The 21385-nt window shown below is 57.6% G+C and carries 31 protein-coding genes; all 31 read right to left on the bottom strand.

The window, feature by feature from the left end; translation table 11 throughout:
* Positions 1 to 47: 47 nt before the first annotated feature.
* Positions 48 to 491, bottom strand: coding sequence for a phage tail terminator-like protein (locus ACQZ5Y_RS21255; RefSeq protein WP_174059844.1), 444 nt, complete (start codon positions 489 to 491; stop codon positions 48 to 50).
* A 186-nt stretch (positions 492 to 677) separates the two neighbouring features.
* Positions 678 to 1139, bottom strand: coding sequence for a hypothetical protein (locus ACQZ5Y_RS21250; RefSeq protein ID WP_174059843.1), 462 nt, complete (start codon positions 1137 to 1139; stop codon positions 678 to 680).
* The gene (locus tag ACQZ5Y_RS21245; RefSeq protein ID WP_174059842.1) at positions 1139 to 2191 is read right to left on the bottom strand and encodes a phage minor head protein; all 1053 of its coding nucleotides are present in this window, start codon (positions 2189 to 2191) and stop codon (positions 1139 to 1141) included. The genes ACQZ5Y_RS21250 and ACQZ5Y_RS21245 overlap by 1 nt, the downstream gene beginning before the upstream one ends.
* Positions 2191 to 2394, bottom strand: coding sequence for a hypothetical protein (locus tag ACQZ5Y_RS21240; protein WP_174059841.1), 204 nt, complete (start codon positions 2392 to 2394; stop codon positions 2191 to 2193). The genes ACQZ5Y_RS21245 and ACQZ5Y_RS21240 overlap by 1 nt, the downstream gene beginning before the upstream one ends.
* Positions 2391 to 2756 (bottom strand): hypothetical protein, encoded by a 366-nt coding sequence (locus ACQZ5Y_RS21235; RefSeq protein WP_174059840.1) that lies wholly within the window; start codon positions 2754 to 2756, stop codon positions 2391 to 2393. Before ACQZ5Y_RS21235 ends, ACQZ5Y_RS21240 begins: the two co-directional genes overlap by 4 nt.
* Positions 2757 to 3248: a DnaT-like ssDNA-binding protein gene (locus tag ACQZ5Y_RS21230; protein ID WP_174059839.1), complete on the bottom strand. Its 492-nt coding sequence runs from the start codon at positions 3246 to 3248 to the stop codon at positions 2757 to 2759. It abuts the gene before it with no gap.
* A gap of 52 nt (positions 3249 to 3300) precedes the next feature.
* Positions 3301 to 3837: a hypothetical protein gene (locus ACQZ5Y_RS21225; protein WP_174059838.1), complete on the bottom strand. Its 537-nt coding sequence runs from the start codon at positions 3835 to 3837 to the stop codon at positions 3301 to 3303.
* Between the two features lie 11 nt (positions 3838 to 3848).
* Complete coding sequence (locus tag ACQZ5Y_RS21220) at positions 3849 to 4817, bottom strand: DUF2184 domain-containing protein (RefSeq protein WP_174059837.1); 969 nt, start codon at positions 4815 to 4817, stop codon at positions 3849 to 3851.
* 3 nt (positions 4818 to 4820) lie between these two features.
* Positions 4821 to 5303 (bottom strand): structural cement protein Gp24, encoded by a 483-nt coding sequence (locus ACQZ5Y_RS21215; RefSeq protein WP_174059836.1) that lies wholly within the window; start codon positions 5301 to 5303, stop codon positions 4821 to 4823.
* A gap of 12 nt (positions 5304 to 5315) precedes the next feature.
* The gene (locus ACQZ5Y_RS21210; protein ID WP_174059835.1) at positions 5316 to 6464 is read right to left on the bottom strand and encodes a DUF2213 domain-containing protein; all 1149 of its coding nucleotides are present in this window, start codon (positions 6462 to 6464) and stop codon (positions 5316 to 5318) included.
* A 5-nt stretch (positions 6465 to 6469) separates the two neighbouring features.
* Entirely contained in the window at positions 6470 to 8305 is a 1836-nt protein-coding gene (locus tag ACQZ5Y_RS21205; RefSeq protein WP_336510356.1) for an anti-CBASS protein Acb1 family protein, read from the bottom strand.
* 23 nt (positions 8306 to 8328) lie between these two features.
* Positions 8329 to 9630, bottom strand: coding sequence for a phage terminase large subunit (terL, locus tag ACQZ5Y_RS21200; protein WP_236762849.1), 1302 nt, complete (start codon positions 9628 to 9630; stop codon positions 8329 to 8331).
* A gap of 136 nt (positions 9631 to 9766) precedes the next feature.
* Complete coding sequence (locus ACQZ5Y_RS21195) at positions 9767 to 10090, bottom strand: hypothetical protein (RefSeq protein ID WP_336510355.1); 324 nt, start codon at positions 10088 to 10090, stop codon at positions 9767 to 9769.
* Between the two features lie 80 nt (positions 10091 to 10170).
* On the bottom strand, positions 10171 to 10437 hold the full coding sequence (locus ACQZ5Y_RS21190; RefSeq protein WP_174059831.1) for a hypothetical protein: 267 nt from the start codon (positions 10435 to 10437) through the stop codon (positions 10171 to 10173).
* 69 nt (positions 10438 to 10506) lie between these two features.
* The gene (locus ACQZ5Y_RS21185; protein WP_174059830.1) at positions 10507 to 10758 is read right to left on the bottom strand and encodes a hypothetical protein; all 252 of its coding nucleotides are present in this window, start codon (positions 10756 to 10758) and stop codon (positions 10507 to 10509) included.
* 268 nt (positions 10759 to 11026) lie between these two features.
* On the bottom strand, positions 11027 to 11305 hold the full coding sequence (locus ACQZ5Y_RS21180; protein WP_174059829.1) for a hypothetical protein: 279 nt from the start codon (positions 11303 to 11305) through the stop codon (positions 11027 to 11029).
* A 798-nt stretch (positions 11306 to 12103) separates the two neighbouring features.
* On the bottom strand, positions 12104 to 12727 hold the full coding sequence (locus tag ACQZ5Y_RS21175) for a hypothetical protein (protein ID WP_174059828.1): 624 nt from the start codon (positions 12725 to 12727) through the stop codon (positions 12104 to 12106).
* Positions 12724 to 12957 carry a hypothetical protein gene (locus tag ACQZ5Y_RS21170; protein WP_174059827.1) on the bottom strand — a complete coding sequence of 78 codons (234 nt, stop codon included), beginning with the start codon at positions 12955 to 12957 and terminating at the stop codon, positions 12724 to 12726. Before ACQZ5Y_RS21170 ends, ACQZ5Y_RS21175 begins: the two co-directional genes overlap by 4 nt.
* Positions 12954 to 13412 (bottom strand): hypothetical protein, encoded by a 459-nt coding sequence (locus ACQZ5Y_RS21165; RefSeq protein ID WP_153513903.1) that lies wholly within the window; start codon positions 13410 to 13412, stop codon positions 12954 to 12956. Before ACQZ5Y_RS21165 ends, ACQZ5Y_RS21170 begins: the two co-directional genes overlap by 4 nt.
* Positions 13409 to 14191, bottom strand: a complete 783-nt coding sequence (locus ACQZ5Y_RS21160; protein ID WP_174059826.1) for a hypothetical protein — start codon at positions 14189 to 14191, stop codon at positions 13409 to 13411. Before ACQZ5Y_RS21160 ends, ACQZ5Y_RS21165 begins: the two co-directional genes overlap by 4 nt.
* Positions 14188 to 14391: a hypothetical protein gene (locus tag ACQZ5Y_RS21155; RefSeq protein ID WP_174059825.1), complete on the bottom strand. Its 204-nt coding sequence runs from the start codon at positions 14389 to 14391 to the stop codon at positions 14188 to 14190. Before ACQZ5Y_RS21155 ends, ACQZ5Y_RS21160 begins: the two co-directional genes overlap by 4 nt.
* Positions 14391 to 14648, bottom strand: coding sequence for a hypothetical protein (locus ACQZ5Y_RS21150; protein WP_174059824.1), 258 nt, complete (start codon positions 14646 to 14648; stop codon positions 14391 to 14393). Before ACQZ5Y_RS21150 ends, ACQZ5Y_RS21155 begins: the two co-directional genes overlap by 1 nt.
* The gene (locus ACQZ5Y_RS21145) at positions 14645 to 14944 is read right to left on the bottom strand and encodes a hypothetical protein (protein ID WP_174059823.1); all 300 of its coding nucleotides are present in this window, start codon (positions 14942 to 14944) and stop codon (positions 14645 to 14647) included. The genes ACQZ5Y_RS21150 and ACQZ5Y_RS21145 overlap by 4 nt, the downstream gene beginning before the upstream one ends.
* Positions 14941 to 16404: a DnaB-like helicase C-terminal domain-containing protein gene (locus tag ACQZ5Y_RS21140; RefSeq protein ID WP_174059822.1), complete on the bottom strand. Its 1464-nt coding sequence runs from the start codon at positions 16402 to 16404 to the stop codon at positions 14941 to 14943. Before ACQZ5Y_RS21140 ends, ACQZ5Y_RS21145 begins: the two co-directional genes overlap by 4 nt.
* Positions 16401 to 17396 (bottom strand): DNA methyltransferase, encoded by a 996-nt coding sequence (locus ACQZ5Y_RS21135; protein ID WP_174059821.1) that lies wholly within the window; start codon positions 17394 to 17396, stop codon positions 16401 to 16403. Before ACQZ5Y_RS21135 ends, ACQZ5Y_RS21140 begins: the two co-directional genes overlap by 4 nt.
* Positions 17393 to 18787: a DEAD/DEAH box helicase gene (locus tag ACQZ5Y_RS21130; protein WP_174059820.1), complete on the bottom strand. Its 1395-nt coding sequence runs from the start codon at positions 18785 to 18787 to the stop codon at positions 17393 to 17395. Before ACQZ5Y_RS21130 ends, ACQZ5Y_RS21135 begins: the two co-directional genes overlap by 4 nt.
* On the bottom strand, positions 18784 to 19383 hold the full coding sequence (locus ACQZ5Y_RS21125; protein ID WP_174059819.1) for a hypothetical protein: 600 nt from the start codon (positions 19381 to 19383) through the stop codon (positions 18784 to 18786). Before ACQZ5Y_RS21125 ends, ACQZ5Y_RS21130 begins: the two co-directional genes overlap by 4 nt.
* Positions 19380 to 19706 carry a hypothetical protein gene (locus ACQZ5Y_RS21120; protein ID WP_174059818.1) on the bottom strand — a complete coding sequence of 109 codons (327 nt, stop codon included), beginning with the start codon at positions 19704 to 19706 and terminating at the stop codon, positions 19380 to 19382. Before ACQZ5Y_RS21120 ends, ACQZ5Y_RS21125 begins: the two co-directional genes overlap by 4 nt.
* 106 nt (positions 19707 to 19812) lie before the next feature.
* On the bottom strand, positions 19813 to 20373 hold the full coding sequence (locus ACQZ5Y_RS21115) for a hypothetical protein (protein ID WP_236762847.1): 561 nt from the start codon (positions 20371 to 20373) through the stop codon (positions 19813 to 19815).
* Between the two features lie 3 nt (positions 20374 to 20376).
* Positions 20377 to 20826 carry a hypothetical protein gene (locus tag ACQZ5Y_RS21110; RefSeq protein WP_162705224.1) on the bottom strand — a complete coding sequence of 150 codons (450 nt, stop codon included), beginning with the start codon at positions 20824 to 20826 and terminating at the stop codon, positions 20377 to 20379.
* Positions 20827 to 20883: 57 nt separating this feature from the next.
* Positions 20884 to 21177, bottom strand: coding sequence for a hypothetical protein (locus ACQZ5Y_RS21105; RefSeq protein WP_174059817.1), 294 nt, complete (start codon positions 21175 to 21177; stop codon positions 20884 to 20886).
* Positions 21178 to 21385: the final 208 nt, after the last annotated feature.

Raw genomic sequence — 21385 nt, 5'->3', positions numbered from 1 at the left:
TCTCATGTCTGATTGTGCTCTTGCCGAAGGAGCGATAGGCAGGCCAATCAGGCCGGAACTTGTGGGTAGCAAATCCACCGGATTGTCACCGGAATGGTGACATGGGTATCTCCCGTCACGATGACCCCGATTTCCGGGTCTTCGTCTATGCGGGTCTGGGTGCCGTCGTTCAGCGCCTTGGTGCCGCGCCGGAAGTGCTTTCTGATCGATGCCGCCACACCCACCCCCTGCACATGTCCCTGCCCTTTCGGCCACATGACGTTAGCGCGCATGAAGCCTTGCCGGATCGGGTCCATCTCAAGCGAAAGGTCTGTCTCTATCGATCGGTTGAAATGAACCTCGAGACTGACAAACGGGCGATTGGCGGCAGGAGTGAAAGCGATACCGGGATAGGCTATGTGCGTGCTGGAAACCCACCCCGATGGCATCTGCCATTGTTTGAAGTATTCCATCAGCCCGCGGAAGATATCCTCTTCAACCGTCGCTGCCATTCTGTTATCCGTTCCCAATGGCTGAAAGAGCACTGACAGATGAAGAGGTTTACGACCTCCTGCACCAAGCGCTTTCGCTGTTGCTGAATAAGACTGTGAAGACGAAACATGCTCAGGATGTTCTATCCATGGCCATCCGTGACCTGACGATCATCCAGACGGCGTTCGTTTCCCTGTCGGAAGGCGTCACTCTTGATCGGAGCGACCGCGAACCTTAGCCTCTGCTTCGGCCACCAATTGCGGCCAGCGCTGCGAGGTGCGCTCGACAAAGCCGAACCCAGCCTGATTGTAATTCCTGCCCAGGCTATCCTGACCCACAAAGCCGTATTCCATGCGCATCGCGTAAGCCGCTTGGAAGCCAAGATAGATTGTGCCGCCAAGTTCTGCCCCGGCGATGATCATTTCCACACCACCATCGGTGAACGTCTCTTGGCCCTCCTTGACCGGCGGCATCGCCGCAGTGGAGGCCATGAGCGAGCGCCTTAGGTTGCCCGTGTCGATCGGCAGGTTCCCGCCTTCTGGTACTGTCTCGCGCACCTCGTCAGCAACCATTTGAGCCGCTATGTGAAAGACAGCCTCTTCACGTTCTTTTTCAGCCTGCACCCACTCGGACACCTGTGCTGCGAAGGAAAGCCCCTGTGTCGGCATCACCGGCCCCTTGAGCGCGCATAAGCCTCTGCAAAGTCGAATGAATATATCGCGATGCACCGGCAGTTGATCACCTCGGCAGCGCCGGCACCCAAGCTGGTATCGCCAGGATATCGAAGCATCGCACCGGATGGCGCCTGAAATGCCAAGTCCATGCCGACAACCTTCTGGCCATTCATGACCATGTGGCTGTGGCGAACCCGGCTATCCCCTGCGCTGCGCCAAGTGCGCGTCACCAGCGAAGCATCACGACCGGCTTTGTCTAGCCCCTGCTGATAAGCTTCATGCTGCGATGTCGAGACCGCCATCATGGTTTCAGTTCGTGCGATTGTCTCAGCCCGCAGGTTGATGTATCGCGCCGTCAACTGGCTAGTGATCTTTTCCAGCGTCTCTTTATCGACGGGCTTTCCTGCCTGAATCGCCTTGCGGACCCGCGCATCATAGCGCTTGTCTCGCTTGGACAGTCGGAGATAGGCTTTCATTCCCTCAATATCGCCCGTGGAGAGCGACAGACGCGCTTTCTCGACTGTTCGGCCCTGTGGCGCCGTCATACCGATAACGCCGCCCACGCGCTTGCCTGTGACTTTGTCGATCCGACCAGCTATAGACGTTGCAATGGTGCGCGGCCCCTGCCCCTGCTCGTACCCGGCAGCAATCCGCTCCCGGATCATGTCTTTCGTGTCTTCCGTCACCAGTGTGACCAGTTGAGCGGCCTTGGTGCGGATGATCTGCTCTGCACGCTGGTTCTCGCCATCCCAACGGATGACGACACGCGCGCCTGCCGGATCGGATAGCTTCGGCATGTTCTGGGTGACGAGGATGCCGCCCTGATTGAATGCCTGCCGAACTGCATCAGACAACGGCCGGAAAGCCTCGGGGTCGATGTGCAGCGCGTTGATAGCGCCCTCGATGTCCCTGCGTTCAAGCATGGTCACGACTTCAGCCAGCACGATTTCAGAGCGGATATCATCTATCGCTGCCCTGAATGCCTTCTCCATGGATGGGGTCAGCGTGTCGATCAGCGCGTCAAGCTGCTGGCGAAGGTTTGCCATTACTCGGAGGCACCCTTATCGCCCTTGCCCTTGGCTTCCACCTTGGCGGGAAGGATCAGTTCCTGGCCCACATGGCCTATCACACCAATCTTCTTGCCCAGACCGAGCGCTTCGATTGCATCGGCCTCATTGACCGGTACATCGTTCAAGATGGCGCCCGCGTCTATCGACATGTAAGCCTTGGTCAGCAGAACGTCTGTCATGGTGCAATTCTCCCTTGAATGATGTGAACAACTGGCGTGATGCCATCGTATTTCTGCGGGTCTGCGTTGATGACCGTATATTGCTTGCCATTCGCGGTCACAATGTCGCCGGGTACTGGCTCAATGGCCAAGCCGACAGACGAGATGTAAATCTGCATGTCACCGGTCAGAATGGTTGTACCGTTAATGTATCTGGCATCGTATGCCATCGGAACCAGCGTTGACGTGTACGCAGTTTCAACCGGGTCGCCGCCGTAGACTGGATCGGGTGGCGTGAGGCGCTTCACGGTGCCTTGCTGGCCGAACTTGGCGATCAGCCGTTCAGCCGTGGCCCTTGAGCGGGAGTAATCAAAAGTCGCCATTCAGACCACCAGAACGCCAGGCAGGACCGGGCACATGAAGAGCCAAAGCATGCCCTCGATAGCGGTAGCCACGGGGGTAGCCATTGCAACGATGTCCGCGATATCAGTTGACGATGATGTGGCATATTCCACTTCGAGACTGCCGACTTTCTCACGCTTCACCGTAGACGATCCTGTCACCACCGGAGACAAAATGCCGGGGTTGGTCAGTTCGAGGAAAGCCGCCTCATAGGAGGCGTTCACAACAGCCATAGGAACGAAGTCGGAAGGGATCGCTTCGCCGTAGTAGGTCGATGCACCGGTTCGAGGCCATGCATTCACCTGGGCAAAGCCTTCAGTGCGCATTCCGCTAAACCGTGGCTCAAACCGATCGATCACCAGAGACCCACGCTGACGCGCTGCGGATATCTGGGGATCGGTCGTACCATCCGGGATGACATAGCCTGCAGCTTCTGCGTAAGCCGTGAAACCTGCGTTGTCGCCGTAAGCCATGTCATTCTCCGGGAGGTTGGTAGCCCCGGCCGTTTCCAGCCGGGGATGGTGATCAGACTGGCTTGTGAAGCTCAACGAAGGCTGCCTTGTCGGTGTCAGACATCGTTGGGAACTCGGCCACATCGTCCTTGCGAAGCGACTTGGTGACATCAGCGCCGTCGAGCGTGATGACGTAGTATCCGCCGCCCTTGGTCTTGACGGCATAACCCTTGTCGTCGTCGTTGGCAGGGGCTGCTTTGAGTTCGACCACCAGAGCCTCGAGCTCAGTAATCTTCTCAGCCTGCTCGGCGTTCTTCGTCGTCAGATCGACGTTCTCCGACTTCAGACGGCCAATTTCGGCAGTCTGTTCTTCGAACTTCGTCTTCAGTTCGTCCATCTGGGCGGCAGTGACGAGAACGTCACCGTTGTCAGCCTTTCCCAGATCATCATCCTCCGGCTCGCCCTTGAGCTTGAAGAAGTCCAAGGCCTTTGCGTGGCCGTGGAGAGTTTCATTCAGGCGAACGGCCTTCGTTTCACCCGGCATCACGTAGACTAAGCCATCCAGCGTGTGGATGCCCTGTGGTGCCTTGCTGCTGTTGGTCACGTCCATGGTGTCGCTCCTTATGGTGCCGTGATTTCGTCGCCGTATGCTGCCGCGCCGGGCAAACGCCATTCAGTGCCGCCGGTACGGGCAATGATGCCTGTTTCAAAGCCCATAATGGACTTCTGACGAGGCTGGAGAACACGGCGAGGCATCGGCAGGTGGAAGCGAAGCACTTCCTCATCCTTGCGATAGACCACCATACGACCACCACCGTTTTGCGATGCCTTGGCAAGCTCACGGAGGGGCTGAATGTCCAGCGGCTGGTTGGTTTCAGCCGTGTAGACGTTGTTCTTGCGGAGGTATTCCAACGCGGTGATGAAGCCATCGCCAGCGCCGAGACGCTTGGTCGCGATCAGGCGGAACGCGGCGGGCGGCAAGCGAAGTGTGTCAATCCATTCGATTTCGCTGGTGTTGGAGCGAACGCTGGAAATGAGGTCGTTCACGTCGCGCAGGATCTGGTCAACAGTCTTGTTTGCCCAGAACGTCGTGCTCCCCGTGCCATCGGCAGCAACAGTCACACGCGATACCGATGGGCTATTCGCAAAGCCGGTCCAGTTCTTCTCGGTGGAGCCGATCATGGCAACCGAGTTCAGAAGGCGTTCGACCTTGTCAGCCGCAGAAGTGGCCTTGGTACCATTCAGATCAATGCCGTACAGCGCAGCCTGATTGATTTCTTCGATAGTCCACTCCCAACCGGAGCCGATCATGGCGAAGTCAGTGCTTGCCTGGTCTTTGACAGCAGCGTTGAAGGGCATGTCAGTACCAGAGCCGGAGAGGAACTTCGCCTCACCAGCGGTATCGACAGAGAAGAACGTCGTGCCGATTGCCCAGGCGTTGCCCTCTGTCACGACAGGCACCGTGGCGCCATAGTTGAACGTCGGGTAGCGCCGCTGGTAAATCTTGGTCTCGATGTTCCGGCCCTGTGCGATGACAAACGGATAGGCCGCCTGCGCATCAGCGAATGGCTGTTGAATGATCTGGTTCATGGCTTATGCGCTCCTGTGCTTGAGCGACACTTCGACAATGGCCTCTGCCGCGCCGGTCGTGTCAAAGAATGCGTCGGGGATCGGGCCGACAATGTTGGTGCCAGCAGCAGCCACGAACCGATCGGTGACAGTGTTGTAGTAGACGGGGTCACCATCGGTCACACCGCCAACACCAGCCCGGACGTACATCTGACCATCAGTCATGAACGCGCCAGTGAAATACTGCGGATAGCCATCAACCAGCGTAGAGCCAGAAGCGACAGGGGGAACGGCAGGCGTCAGCACCGCAAGGCCGATGAACTTGCCGGCCGCCGCCAAGGGGACCACGCCGTGGTCGCCAGCGCCGCGCTGAACGGGCTGGCCGAACTTGACCCCAGCAGCGTTTTCAACCGTGCGGCTGACCTTGTTGCACTTTTCCTCGTTGGCAACCTGTCCAGGCAGGCCCTTCGGAGGCGTTTCGGTATAGGTGGTCTGATAGGTAGCCATCTCGGCGCCTCCTTAGTTAACTGCTGCCGTGCCGGACTTCAGGTCTTTGACCATTTGCGCGTAGGCATCGGTCACGACCTTGTCGGCGTCGTTGTTAGAGTTGAGACCGTCCTTGACGACGGCGGCGAATGGGTCTGGAGCGCCCTTGGCGGCGTCTTCCACCAACAGGTCGAAGCGGGCATCGATGTAAGCGTCCGTCTTGCCAGCGACAGCAGCGTCGCCGATCTTGGCGACGACTACAGCCTTCCGGATCGCGGCGTCAGACAATCCTTCGGTCTTGACTTCCTTGGCGATAGTCTTTGCCACGCTCACCAAATCGCCACGCGCCTGGATGCGCTTGTCGAGTTCAGCATCAGAAACAACCTTCTTTTCGAGGTCTTCGATCTTGGCATCTTTTGCCGCCATCTCTTTTGCGTGCTCGGCATCCTTGGCGGCGATTGCCGCGATGTGGGCTGCCTCGGCCTTTTCAGCTTTCGCATTGGCATCAGCGAGCCGCGTCTGTAGCGTGCCGATAACCACGGCACCCTGATCGGTTACTTCAACCGGGATGCCATCGACGGTAACCGTCTTCAGGGTCATGATCGTTTCCTTCTTTGGATTGTGATCAGGGGTGAAAGGGGCAGCGCCCCATGACGCACCGTCACCGATGCGAGCTTGAGAACCAGCCCGCGCCCGATCCACGATCGCGAGATGATTGATCTTGATGTTGGTCTGTGTGGCGTTGAACTGCTGGCCATCGGGCGTTACGCCATCGCCCCAGACCAATTCGCAGGTGTAGCCGGCGGAGAGTTCTCGCTTGCCGTCCTCGACTGCGGAGATTGCCTTGGCATCCTTCAGGATCAGTGGCAGGTGAACCCACTCGCCATCCTTCTTCGCAGCGGTGCTCACCTCGCCCACGGCAAGCTCTTTCCAATTGTCGGCCGTCACCGCCTCGTCGGGGTGGTTCATTGTCACCGGGGCGTGAGTGAAGCTCTGGAGGCTGGCGTCGGCAAACACCTCCTCCGGAGGGCGATATACCCGGACGATCTGCATCTCTGGCTTGCCTACCTCGTCGCCAGAATAAAGCTGTATGCCGGTGCGAACCGACTTGGCTTCGGCAATGAGATACTTGTCGGCCGTCCGACGAGTGCCGGACACCGTTACAGCGTCGGTGAATTGCATGGCTGTTATTCCTCGCTGATGCCCGCTTGCCAGTCTTCCTTGACCTCAGCAAACAGCTCCGATCCAAGAATGATCTCACCCTGGTATGGCTCAATGCTTCCCAGATCAGGCGATTCCGGGTCGTAGCTGATGGTGATGTGGCTCTGGTATTCTGAATGATCCCATGAAGCCCCAGCAGCCTTGATGTTCTCGTGCCGCCAATCGAGTTCGGCAGCCTTGAACAGCAGCACGCGAGCCTCACCAAAGCGCTCCATGAGACGAGGGCCGCCAGCGGCCACCTTCAACTCGCTGGCCCAGCTTTCACCAACCTTCATCCAGTCCACAGGTGTGCTGCTGTATGCGATGGTGACGTGCAGATCATCGGCGGGAAGTGTGGTCTTGAACCCCTGCCCCTTTGCCCATTCGATCAGATCAGCGGCATTGACGACCTTGCGCGACACATACAGCGTGCGCGGCGCGGCATCGTTTGCTGCCTGCTGCATCCGGGTCACGTTGTTGCTGTTCGCTGCCTGTGCGACTCCTGCTGCGGCGGCAAGCTCTTCTTCCGTTGGTTCTTGCTCCTCGATGCCGCCGAACTCGTCAATCGCATCCTCAAGACCTGGCAAAACGCCATCCTCAACCAGTCGATTGACGAGCGCCTTGGACACGGCCTCACGGGTGATGATTTCCTGCCCGGTTCCAGAGCCGACAAGCTGGCGTGCCGCATCGGCAGTGAGCTTGAAGATGTCGGCCCGCTCCTTTTCACTCATCTGCTCGAGTGGCGACCAGACGTAATGGAATTCGGGCGGGCGCTTGCCGAGCGCCGACCGAATAAGCACCTCGTCAAGCTTGTGCATGGCGGGCGTCATTTCGAGCTGCTGTATCGACTGGATGCGGTCATGATAGTTCTTCATGTCGCTGGTACCGGTCGCGTTCATGCCCGCTGGTGACTGCCCCAGAAGGCGTGTGACCGGGATGTCAGCAGCACCGGACACGACCTGCATGAAGGCCATCAGAATGTCTGTCAGGCCTGCCAGCTGGGCAGTCTTGGTTTCGTATTCCTCTTCCTTGTCGAGCAGCAGCGTGCCGTTAATGCCCTTGGACATATTGGCCAGCGTATAGCGCTCTAGGATCTTGCGCTTGTATTCCTCATTGCCGAGTGAGGCCATGAAGTTCGGAATACGGATTATGTCTATCTTGGCTTCGAACACGAGCGACGCGATGTTACCTGACGTGCTGTCAGCGTTCTTGATGGCGTCGAGCGTGGACGTGAGGACGCTATCGCCCCAACCGTCCTGAATGCCCATCATGAGGCTGTCTGGGTGCTTGGCACCGGCGAAGATCACGAGACGAGACGGATGGATTCGCACCATCGCGTTGTTGCCTGTCACCTCGTAGTAGGAAGGCTTACCGTGGAACTCGGAGTTAACGTCCTGATCAATCGGTCCTGCCGACATATCGCGCTTGGAAAGCACCGTCAGGTACTTCAGACCGCCCTTCTTGACCTTCTCATAGTCCAGAGGCTCCTCCGGGTTTGCATCTCCTGTTCCGATGAACAGCGCGCCACCACCCAGTAGTCGAGCCTTGATCAGAGCATCCAGCACCTTGCCCTTGAGGTTCAGTCGGTTCTCTTCCGCCTCGATGAGTTCAATTTCATCATTCTTGGCCTGCCAGTCGCGCCACTTGCGGCAGCTATCCAAGGCCGGGATGTCAACGATCTTGCGGGGCAGCCACGAGCCACGATATGCGGCCAATGCCTGCTCATCTGTCATCGTCGGATGCGTGTAGAAGACCGTTGCGGCCTTATCCCGATCAGTTCCCATGCGGGACACCAGACTGGTCAGGCTGTCGTTCAGCCGCACGTCATTGTTTCCCATAGGGTTCCTCAGATATTGTCGAGTGTGAAGGTAGAGCCAAGCGCCAGCTCATTGAGAGCATCAGCGAAAGCGTCCACCTGATCATCATGTTGGGCGTTCGGGAATGAGCAGACCTCATCCAGAAAGGTATCGTTCCAGTCGCCACGAACCAGCTTGACGTTGCCCGCTTCAGCCTGCGCAGAGGCTGGCTTGGCGCGTACGGACTTCTCACCGGTCGGGCTGACAACCTTGACCTCGTAACCAGCCAGCAGCTTGACCTTCGTGGCTGCATCCGACTTACCAGCCGCGCCGGGGTCTTGAGGCATGCGAACTCGAACCTCTAGGCCATCCTGCGATGCCGTGTTCTTCAGGTTCTTCTCCACATCGGCCGGCGACCACCGGTCACGCTTCACATCCTCGACGTAGAAGATGCCATTGCGGTAGGCCATCCTTAGCCCAACAGTCCAGTCGGGCTGCTTACCAGGCTTCGGCTGGGTTGCCGCAAAGTCCCATGCCCTGCACCGCATGGCACCGGCAGGGACAGCATCCACAATCTCGAAGTCACCACGCTGGAACATACCGCCAGAGCGAGGCGCCGGCCGTTGCTGATACTGACCTGAGTAGGCGTATGATCCCTTTGCCCGCTTGAGCCGGTCGATCTCCTCGGGCGGGAAGCGCTCAGGGAACAGCAGCTCCCCATCTTCCGTGCGCGGGTCTTCGAAGAAGAGTTTGCCCTTGACGTATGTCTGGCACTTCCGCTCCGGCTCGAACTCCATCGGCAGGTTGAGATGGATGAAACCGATATCAAGCTGTAGCGCAACACCCGCCACGTCCTGCTCGTGCAAGCGCTGCATGATGATGACGATGGCCGATGTCGTTACATCGTTTAGACGGTCCGATATGCCCTCTCGGAAGATACGGACTGCCGTCTGTCGTTCGGTATCGCTCTCTGCCGTCTCGGTTGAGTGCGGGTCATCGATCTTCACCCTGTCACCACGACCACCCGTCATGGAACTGAACGGGCGGGCCTCGCTAAAGCCGCTGCCTGTGTTTTCGAACTTCCCCTTGGCGTTCTGATCGTCTCGAAGCCGAAGAGGCCAGAGCATCTGGAACTTGTCACTCTCCACCAGCCGGCGAAGCTTCATGTTGTCGCGCAGCACATTCGGCTGGCTGTATGAGGTGGCGAGAACCTGGATATCAGGTCGCTCAAGCGGTCCCCACTCCCATGCGGTCCAGAAGACCATCACGAGAGACTTCATCATGCCAGGCGGCACGGTCATCATGAGGAACTGGATGTCACCGGAAGTGACGGCCTCAAGGTGCTTGCACATAGCGCGCAACGCCCACCCGAATTTCAGTTCCTTCTTAGGCTCAAGGACAGTCCAGAACTCTTGGATGAATCCTTCGAGCGTCTGGCACCTTGACCTGATACGCTCAGCGTCGGCGGCTATGCGCTCCCGCTCAGCTTCAGCGGCTCTCCTCGCCCTCTCCGCTCGTATCGCCCTCATCATCGTCGCCGGGTCCGGCAAGCGGGCCAAAGACTTCTTCGAGTGCATTCAGCTGTTCTTCCGATGCATTGGTGAGATCGACTGTCTGGATAGGTCCGCCACCGCGGCCGGTATGTTGCACACTGGCGAGCTTGGCGTGCATGTATGGTGCCGCGTCCTTTGCGATTGATGCTGCTGCGTCCAGATCGTTCTTTTCGACATGCGCGCGCATCGCCTTCAGCATGACCTCCAGAGGAGTTATGCCGTTCTTGTGCTCCCGTTCGGCAACCTTCGTCGTCCGCACTGTTCGGGCTCCCTTGGGCCTGCCAGAGCCTTCTCGTTTGCCACCGCGCATATTTGATTTCCGGTTTGATTAATATTCAATCACGCGAACCGACGTAGGTCGCTGTAGTTCTTGGGCCCCAGCCCCTGCGCGCACCTCGCCTGCTGGGCAAGAATGACATCCTCAAGCCGTCCGCCTTCTGCGATCCTGTCGGGATCGAGCGTCATCAACCATGCTGTTCTCTTTGCCTCCGCCCTGGCGTCGATCGCTTCTCTGATGTCTCGCTCGCACTTGGCGACAGCATCGAAGAACCTCGACATAAGGTAAGAAAGCAGGCCAAACGGGAAAATCAGGGCTCTTTTCAGCATTCTCAAACACTCCACGCAAAATCATTCCTTCCAGACGCTGGGCGGTTGGCATTTCGCGATAATGGTTTTCTACTCTTCGTCAAAAACCTGCATCAATTTGTGCTTGGCGCGCTCGATCATCCAGAGCGTTTCAGGCCCGCTGGCGATGGAGGCGGAGAAAAACTCGTCACCATCTTCTGTTTCGCCAATGATGACAACGCTCTTGAGCTTCCCAACGGCAGAGTGAAGCATCACATCAGCGTCGAAATCGAGTGGCGTGATACCTGGGAAGAGCTTGACGTTATCCATCTTCCTCTCCCGCTCTTGCTCGGTGGTGGTCATGGGGTTGTCACTGCCAAGGGAGGAATATCTGGGCTTTGCGACCGTAGGAGTCGCGATAGCCGGTGAGACGTAGCCAAAACCATTTGAGCGGGCCGTGGTAAAATGGCAGCGGTGTTGCGTCGACCCAGCCTCGCCCTCTGCATTCGTGGCATGTCCCAGCGGCGAAAATGCTGCGATGAACCTTGTCAGCAAAACCTGTTCCTTCACATGATGAACATTGGCACATCGTGTTGCTCATCGCTCTCTCCATGTGGGCGGGTGAATGGGGTTAGGCGGCGATGGAACACGTTGCGGTCAGGCGATGGGGGCAAGCAACATTGCCGCAAGCAGAGCCTACCTTGCATCCGCACTTCGGCATGTATGTCTGCGTCGGAAAAATTGTTCCCGTTTGAGGCCAGAAGGCACCACGAAACATATCCTTGATCTGGGCAGGAACAGGATGCGTCTTTCGCGTCACCTTGCCGATCTTGCAGCGCCGCACAGCCTTGTTGATCTCGTTGACCATCATACGCTGGCGTTCACTCTCATCGATGACGACAGTGTACATACTCATCTCCTGAAACGAATGCAGCCCCACCTTGTTACGGGCGGGGCTGGTGAAATGGTATCGGGAAGGCGCGGCGTTACTCGCGCATCCAGCCAGAACAGTATGTTTCCTCTGGCGGGTGAGCTCTCTGCTGCCGGTTCCTATCTCTCGGCGGGCTTCCCATCTCGTCGCTTCGCCTTCTCGGCTATCACTGACGATCTGTGGTCTATTCAGGAAGGTCATGCCTCCCGCGTGTTGATCCCGTGTCCCTAATCGCTGTCGCAAGGTTGACCGCGCATCCCGCGCTTCCGGCACGCCTGCTAGGCCCATCTGACGCCCTAGCACCTCGCCTCTTACGAGGCCTTCCTGATTTGCTGCGAGGGCCACCAGACGCCAAGTTCAAAGCTTTGGGCTTATGCGGTCAGTGGCTACCGTCGATACAGATAGCTTACGCCGCCTCGCATTCCGTTGCCCTGTTGGGCGAAACTGTGCGGAAGTGTTTTGCTTCGTTATTTCCGCATCCCGAAGGTTCGCGGGAGCGACCCGCTAGCCTGTTATCGCATGCCGAGCGCCAAACACTCGGATTACTCTACACCCTTGCGGGGAGGACGGCCTTGGCTGATTACCGTGTCGTCATGCGAACTGGTCGAGAAGACGTCTCCGCCTCCAAAATTTCTGTTTCTGCCTCGCCGTGCCCACACACCCAATCAGCCCATTTGTCCCAATCGCCCTCGGGCGGGTAAGGGCAATCACTGATGTGCGATTGACGGTCCTTGATGAAGGCTTCTCTACCTTCATCCCATTCAGCACTGTTGGCCATTATGCCGCCTCGCGCTTTCTGGCTTCACGCTCCCGCCGTCTGGCGTTTTGAGCGTCTGCCCAACTAAAGTCCCGAAGGTCAGCGTCGAAGTCCAGAGAAGGCTTTGCGTCAGGTGCACGCCAAACTCCGATGTTGGACTTTTTATCCCCGATTTCGGGGTGATTTGGCAAGTGTCCTTCATCGTCAAAATCGTTATGCTGCAATGGCTTGCGGGAGAAAGCTAAGAAAATGCATTTAACCGCCGCGTTTTTCCGGTAATCTCCCGCCTGTCTCGATATGCCTTCGACGTTCCGACACCACTTGGCGAAGGCCTGTCCACCGGCTTCCGACTTGGCCCAAGCCCACAGCGCGCGCCGCTTCTTCTCGCAAGGCACCAGCTTGATGACCTCCATAGCGGCTTCCCACAGACCCATGTCGTTGGTCGTGTTGCGGAGCTTCTTCGGGTCGAGCCATGCCCAGTTCGCTGCCTTCTTGTCCTCTTCGAACCACTGGTTCATGTCGGCTCGGTCGTGGATGTAGCCATAGTTTATGGCCTTGGCCTGCGCCGGCCTCGCAGTGTCCGGCAGCTTGAGGTCAACCTCGGCAGCGCGAATGAATAGCTCGATAATCTGGTCTTCCGTCATCGCATCCCCTCATCATTGAGTGCGGCGTCGATCATGGCTTGGTAGCAGGCTTCCATGTCATTCGTAGAAGCGTTCCAGCCATCGCATTCGCGGCGCATGGTATCCGTCGGCTCGCGCATAGCATCGAGAACAGCCCGAGCTACGTCTACGTAGTTGGCCCATACGTCGTCTACGTTCGACCCATACTCATCGGATGCGATAACTCGGGCTAATCGCTCGATCATGTTCATGCCGATCTCCTATCATCCAAAAGGTCCGGTTGCTTTGCCATAGCGCCGAACGTCCGCTTCATTCTCTCGTATAGCATGCCGACTAACGCATGTCGTTTGGATACCACCCCGTCGAGGTCCAAAGCCCAGAACTGTAGCCAGCCCAGCGGGAGAGTATCGAAGAACGAGAACCAGGCAGTGACGTTGGTGGTGACCAGTTCGGGGAAGTTCTTCTCGGCCGCCCGGATCATGTCCGAAACTACCCACAAGGATGTCTCATCGATGAAGCCTTTGTTGTTGGCGGTCTCTGCCAGCGTCATGACCACAAAGCGCGCGTGGTCGTCTCCATGGCGGTTTATGATGCGTTCCAGCGTGACGATTGCCCGTGTCTGCCCGACGGCCGGCATTACATGCGCCGGCACAACAGCAATGCCATGCTCTGCAAATATTGCTTCGGCTGCCGGGTGGCTGGTCATTCCGCCCTCGCCTTCCGTCTCATTTCGGACCAACCGAAACGGAGCGCCATATCTCTCATATGTCCTTGGCTTATGTGGTATCGGCGGCAGATTTCACGGCCACTCGTACCAGAGAGATATTCGTCCTCGATCGCGTCGATCATATGCTGCGGCAAGCGTGTCTTTCGACCATTCAACTGACTGGCAAGTCCAAGTTTTCGAACCCTGCGACCGATTGTTGAGGCTCCGACACCATACTTCACCGCAATCTCTGAAAGGCTGAGACCGGCGGCAACATCTTCACGCAGCGTAGGGTATGCTCGATCAATCGAATTCAGGTCTGACTGGTCGATACCTCTGCGTTCCGCCTCTCTCTGCAGGCAATGATGGATAGACGATGGATCACGGTCGAATAGACGCGCGATAGCAGACTTCGAGACGTTCGGGTACATGGCGTACACCTCGAAGACGACGAAGTCCCTCTGGTCGACTACATGCTCCTGTCGAACGTCGCTCATGATCAGGTTGAGATTGAAGCCCTCCCGATCGCAAACCTGCTGCTGGTACTCTTCCATCGTCATCTGGTTAGCTGCTCGAGAATGATAGGCTTCCCAAGCGCGTATGTGAGCATCAGCGTAAGCTCTCGGGCGCCGACGGACTGCATGCTGACGCGCTTTGACTTCTCGCAGCACTTCCTTGACCACGTTGACGACCTTTGGCTTCCCCATCAGTTTCAGCCGGCGGGCTCGGGCTCGTGCCTTCAATGTCTCTTCGTAGGAGATTGTCACCATCTGGTTCATGCTGCGTCCTCGCGATTGATCGAAGCGCGTCCTCTGACAACAGTCGCCTTCCCTTTGAAGCCAATTGCCTTGAAGTGAAGATTGAGAAACGAGCTGGCGAGACGGTCAAGTTCCTTCGCTCGGTCGATTTCTGCCCGTGCCCGCATGCTGAGAACCACGCCGCCGGCCATGATGATGAAAAATGCGATGAATGCGGCCATCACTTCACCACCTCCAGCTTCCGTTTAGACGGTGGCTTGCGCGGACCGTGGCCGCTGCCCAGCTCGTGGCTATCGTGCTTATGGCCTACCGGATCGGCGCCAAGCTGCTGCCGCACCTTCTCCACGCCTGTCTCGACCTCCATCTGGTAGACGCGATCATTCGGCGTGTGGTCGCAAACCACGAAGAACTCGACCGGCTCGTCGCTGTACACAGTGAATAGGCCTTGCGGGTCCATGTTAATGACGATGCGGTTCATGCCATTTCCCTCCGTTCCACGCTGATCTCTTTGCCCTTGGAGAAAATCCTCTCAGCCTGCGCCCGCCGTACCTGCTTGATGCTGGCGCCCTGTATCTCGCCAGAGCAGACGAGGTTGCCGTTGAAATATGCGAGTACATGCCGGAGCGCGGCCTTCGTCGCCGCCAGTTCATCCGGGTAGCCTTCGGGCTTATCGCCCTTCCCCATGATCGGCTTCGGCTTGGCATCGCGGGCAAATCTTACCATTGCCCACCACTGGCCGCCGCGCTGGACTGCATAACCTGAGAATTCATTCATCGCGGAAACAACTCCCTGCTATTCTGCGCTCTGGCATAATCCGGTCCAAAACTGGTGCTTGAGCCGTTCCATTGGATTTCCTGGCGACGGGGAAACTCGTTCTCGCGGGACAGCGCCAGAATGAACTCGGCTTTGCCTTTGACCTCTGCCATGGTGTCTTCCCACAGGCGGTAATCGTCGGTTCCTTCCTCTGGCTCCATACCGGCGACGGCTGGATAGGCCTGATGGACGATGATCATGTTGTCGACGTCCTTGTCGATGTTGCCGAGCATGCTCTTGTATGTCGGCCGGCGGCGCTTGGCGGCCATGAGGCGATCGCGGTAGCTCTTGCCCCATGTGCCGTCATTGCTGTTCTTGTTGATGTGGGTGAGCGCGATGATCGGGATGTTCCGCTTCATGGCGATGTTCTTGAGCGTCGATGTCGCCCGGTTCGCCTTCTTGAAGTCGTCGGCGTCCTCCATCTTGCCGGTCCACAGCAGCTTTAGAATATGGTCGACTACGAAAGCCTCTATCCCGTGTTCGCCCTGCAGCCGGTTGATACGCTCGTCCAGTTCTTCAAGCGTGATCTGCTTGGATATTATGTCGATGAACTTTAGGCGCTTGATGTCGGCCCCTGCCCTTACCAACTGCTCGACTTCATCCTGAGAGACTTGCCCTCGCTTTTGGCGCTTGGCAGATATCCCGGTGCGTCTGGCCTTCTCGCGCATGATGATCTGATCGGTCGGCATTTCGCCGCTGAGACCCGCAATTGGGTGCCGCTCTGCCAGATTGAAGAAGCACTGCCAGGCTGCCGCGGACTTGCCAGTCTTCACGTCGCCGCCGATCACCAGCAGCTCACCGGTGCCAAGCGGCCCCATGAGATGGGTCAGTTCGGAAATTCCAAGATCAAGACCGGCCACACGGCGGCCTGCAATCGCGTCTGACGTCACGCCGAGTGTTCGGTCCACCGCGTCAAGAAAGCTCTCCTGCGGCTCGTTACGGGCCTGTATGTCGGTGATAATGGCAGAGAAGCGATTGCGGCAATCCGTGATTTGGTCGATGAACTCCAGTTCGTCTGCTGCTCGTGTCGCCGCACTTCTTGCATTGTCGCCAACCGAGATTGCTTCCCTACGGTGATAGTATTCGGTCACAGCGTCCGCGTAGTCGGGCGTGTTGATGATGTTGACGGCTTCTGCGGCTAGGTGAGCCAGATACTGCGACACCGACATGTCACCGATTTTGATCGACACCATTTCAGGCGACATGTGCGACCGGACGGTAACGGCGTTCGCTTCCTTGTTGATCGCCCGGAGCTTGAGGATAGCGGTGTAAATGTCGCGATGGATTCGCTCGATAAAGTGCGAGACATCAAATGTCACCGGCACGCGACTTACTGCTTCATTGTTCATCAGCAAAGCGCCAAGTAGTGCTTGCTCGGCCTCAATGTTCGCCGGGATGAAGTCTTGGTTCATGGCGTTCATGCGACACCTGCCATATCGAACAGCGTGTCAGATGGTTGAATATCCAATTCGGCGATGTTCTTGACTGCCTGCCGAAAATAGGACGGCTTCAACTCGAAACCCAGTCCTTTCCGGCCGAGCTTTACAGCGGAGTAAACTTCGCTTCCAATGCCAAGGAATGGTGTCAGGACGGTTTCGCCCTTGGCCGACCAAAGATCGAGGCAGCGCTCAATCACGTCCAGTTGCAGCGGAGATATGTGCTGCTCGTCCTTCTCGTCGCGACCGGCACGATACTGCAGGGTGTTCGTCTGGTTGATATCCATCCAAACCGGCGATGCGTAGCGCTGCCATACGAGGATTGAACGCCACTGCTCGAATGGCCAAGCCTTGCGGCCTTCGGCTTCGGTTTGCTTTCTGTGCCGATCGTAGGCCTCACGACTGATATCGAGGCTTTCATCGCCCGCCCATCGTTCTAACATACCGGCGACGGGCGCTTCGTTCTCACCGGGCTTACGGAAGGACACGATGTAGTCAGCAAGTCCCATACCGCTGATCGTGCTGTCCTTTGCGATCTGCTTATGCAGAAGACGGATAGACTTAGTGCGCTGTTGGGCGATCACCGGGTCTTTCCAAATGCAAACCTCAGAATGGAAAATCCATCCGGCATTCTCGTAGGCGCGGACGATCTCGCCGCGGAAGTCACGCATGCCAATAAACCCATGACGCGTCTTGCTGGTCGGCAATTGCATGCAGTGCACGGAATGGATGCGTCCCGGCTTCGTCACCCTGTAGAGTTCGGAAATCAGAAATGCGTAGTGTTCCCAAAACTGCGGGCCGTCATTGTTCGATATATCGCGGTCGTAGTTCGAGAACTTGTAAAGCCCCTCGAATGGCGGGCTATGGATGCCGAAATGGACGCTATCACCGGGGACACCACGGATAAGCTCGCAGGCATCGCCCTGATAGATGGCGTATCGATCGGTCACAACCTGGTCGACGGCGTTGATAGTCATGCCGCGCACTCCCCTATCCATGTTGGAATTTTCATCGGTATGGTTGGATTGTAGTCAGGACGATCACGAACAGATCCGCGCACAGCTGCACTCGAAAGGTCTGCCATGTGCATCACCATCGCTGCGGCCATCCGGTCCGCGTCGATTTCCTTACGACGGAGGTTTGCAACGGTGGCGCCCTCCATTTCGGAGGCGATGAAATGCACGTTGACCGGCTTCATCTGCCCAAACCGCCAGAAGCGCCGGATCGCCTGATAGATTTGCTCGAAGCTGTCATTAAGCCCGACAAACCCGGTATCTGCGCAGTGCTGCCAGTTCATCCCGAACCCGGCGATCGACGGCTTCGTGATCAGCACGCGAATGCGGCCTTGCGAGAAATCAACAAGCTTGCGGCGCTTGTCGTCGTCTTTGTCTGCCCCTGATAGATTGACCGCGCCGGGTATGAGCTTTGCGAGCGCCTCAGCTTCGCTGTTCAGATTGCACCACCAGACGAAAGGCCTGTCGGCCGGCGTCATAGAGGCGGCTAGCGCCACTCGCTCGGATACGCTGTCACGGCGAGCCGCAATGCGTTCTTGCAGCGTGCGGGCTTCCATGGGGAAAAGGAGGCCTGTATCGAGGCTGGGAGCGTATTCCACGCCTACCGTGTGCTGGTGGTAGTTCAGCGGCGGCAGATCGTAGCCCGCGTTGTCGTAGCCTAGATCGGAAGGCTTCCGAAGCATCACAGCCCACGACGCCATCCACTTCCAGAACTCGCTTTCAGCGTGCCCTTTAAGCCGCCATTTCTGCGTATCTCCTCCGTCGTGTGTGAAGAACGTCGCAAGCATGTCGGTATACGACATGACCCCGAGGAACTCCGCATGGTTGCCAAGCTCCATGAAGTCGTTCGGCGCAGGCGTTGCCGTTGCTGCCAGTCTGAACGGTATCTTCGAACATTCCGAAATGAGCTTCGTCCGGTACTTGCCGTCTGTGCTTTTCAGGATGCTGCTTTCGTCCAGAACGACGCCACCGAACCGGGACAAGTCGAAGTGATCCATCTTCTGGTAATTGGTGACGTTGATCCCCCATCCCTCGTCGGGATGAAACGAAACCAGGTTGGCAGCCATGCCGAATTTCTCGGCCTCAGTAATGTGCTGCTCAGCGACGGCGAGCGGCGCCATGATCAGGACAGGCTTGCCCGTGAAGTCAAAGACCTGATCCGACCACGAAAGCTCCATCAATGTCTTGCCGAGACCCGTGCCGGCAAAGATTGCGGCGCGACCGCGGCGCAATGACCACTGAACGATATCGTGCTGGTGAGGCTTCAAGACCGACGGCAGGGACAAAGCATGGCTAATGCCTGTATCGGGATCATTGATCTTCTTGCGATCGAGAAATTCTGTGTAAGCGTTCATGCGCCCGCCCCCGCGAATAGATCTCCTGCCGGCGCGCGCTCGTTGCGCTGTTGGAGAAAGTCTTGGAATGCCGGGCGGTACCGGCCCGCATGGATCTCGACGCCGCGCCAGCACACGGCCAGAGCCGCAGCTTCGGCCGCATTATCTCGGGTGGCTTTCTTCGTCGGCAGAATGATGCCTTCCAGCTCGCATTGTTCGATAGCTGCGCGCTTCCAGTCGTTCTTGCCGTGATTGTCGAGTGGGGGCTTATAGCCAGCGCCGAAGAACATCTTGCGCCAGGTCGCGGCGCTGATGGTGCCCCATGGCTTTCCCCAGTTGCCGAGCGTGGCATAGACGGCGCCATGCAGCATGCAGGATGATACCGTTGCGGCCGATCCCTTTGGGCTCATCTTGAGAGCGGTTTCCAAAACGATGAAATCCGGCTTCTCGTCCTTGATCAGCTTCGTGACCTTGAGGCCCATCTGATCAGCGCAGTATTCGATGGATGCCTTTGCCGGGAACTCCATTACATCGCAGCGGATCGAAGCCAGCGCATGCTTTGTTTCCCAGATTGCCCAGCCGGCGTGCTTGGAGATATCGAGACCGAGAACTCTCATGGCGTCACCTCGACCGGTACGACGCGATAGGCCTTGTTATCGCCGTGGGTGCGCAGCCGCTGGATATGGTAGCCGTAGGGCTCTATCCGCCTCCGCACGTCGGATACGATGGAGGCCGTCTGCCTGAGGCGATTGTCTTCCGTTCCTTCCTCCGGGCCGTGAATGGCAATGGAGAGATCGATCCGGTTGAGACCGTCGACGCCCGATGACATCAGCACATCGAAGGCTCTCGCTTCGAGCGGGGAAAGGTGCTGCTTGACCTTTGTCGGCTCTGGCAATTCGCCCATGTGGTTGCCGCAAGTGGGGCATGAAACCAAAATCATGTTCACCTCGTGGAAGAAAGAACCCGGTGCGGGGTCCGCTTTGCATGTCTCGCACCGGGTTAGTTGGGCCAGCGATGTTTCAAGGGGGCGCTGGCCGGGAGGGAGATCAGTTCGTCTGATCGAGCTTGAAGGGGTCATCCTCTCCGCTTGCGGGGGCTTCCTCCTTCGACTGCGCCGCAGTGATGCGCGCCATGATGTCGGGAATTTCAGTGTCGTATTCGCGCTTGCCGGCGTCGTAGGATTCGAGCCATAGCTTGTCGTCAACGGAACCGCCGTCGTAACCCGACACGCGGTCGAGACCTGTCAGCCCCGCATGGAAGCCCTTGGCCTGGATCATCTGCTCGCCGTCGACACGGTCGATCTGGGTCAGCAAGTCGCCGCCGGATGTTGCCGGAATGTAACCAAGCCATTCGAGGTTTTCGCGTTCGCTCTTGAGCTTGTCGACGGGCTTCTGGTGATCCTCGGCATTGAAGGATTTGAGGTAATGGTCGAGCTTCTGCGCCGGGAAGCCGGAAGCCTTGGCGTTCTGCCGGTTGGATGACTTCTCGGCCTGCAGAGCCTTGATCTGGGCCGCGATGTCGCGGTCCTTCTTGTGGTAGAAGGCGAAGAGAACGCGGCGCTCGCGTTCAGCCTTCGTATTGTCTCCGATCCGTGCAGTATCCGTCACTTGTCACCTCCTATTGGCTGGCCTTGGATGTTGGATTTGGATTTCCTTCGCAGCGCGCGCCTTCGTTTCCAAAGCTTCAACGCTTGCAATAATGTCTCCCACAGCAGCATGTCCGTGGACCTCCTCGATGGTCTTGACCTCGTTTTGCAGCTGGGCGATGAGACGAAGGGTGTAGTTCAGGTACGCCATGCGAACCCGGCGATAGAGGCCAATTCCAACGTCCTTGGTTTCGCCCTTCATCAGTCGCTTGAAGCTTCTGGGCGATAAGCCGCACCAGCCAGAAACTTCCTCCAGAGCCTGTGTTTCATCGCCCCAGCCTTCGCACCGACGCTTGAACATCGTCTTCGCGAAACCTGCCGCCTCCTCGGGGCTAAATGCGTCTACTGCGTACATTTGCGCGTTTGCCTCTGTTTTCCCTGTTGCACTCGATTTGTTAGTTTCTGACCATTTCATGGTGCGCGCTCCTGATAGGTTGAACCCATCAGAGAGAGGCGGCATACGAAGGGAGTTTCAGCCGCCGCCTAGAGGCGAAAGCCAGTAATTGTCACGAGGCATTCCGCCTGACCGTTCAGCCCGCCAGCCGAAAGGTTCGATTGCCTCGTTGATTTTGATGAAGTCATTGCAGAGCGACACGAAAGACCAGATCGGTTCGGCCCGCCAAGACAGACCCGCTCTTGCCATAAGATGCTCTGCAGAAATTTGACCCGGATAAACCGCGCATAAGGCTTTGAAGACAGAGCCGGCGCGGGTGTCCGTCGTATGGGTGACCAGTGCCGGAAGCGGGTATTGCTTGAGAGCTGCCATCACTTCCGCCCCGATACCGTGAAGTGCGCCAGGATGACGAGGACAGTAACAGCCGCCAGAAACGCCGCACCGCCGATGAAAATGGTCGTGTCGGTCATGCCGCCACCCGTTCATCGTTGATGCGGGCAACCTCAGCCATCAGTTCAGCCTCAAAGGCCTTCATATCGATGACGATCGGCTTCTGTTTGGTGACCTTTTTCATGATCAA

This window comes from Agrobacterium sp. A3-95 (assembly GCF_053521785.1).
This window is presented reverse-complemented; position numbering and strand designations above follow the sequence as displayed.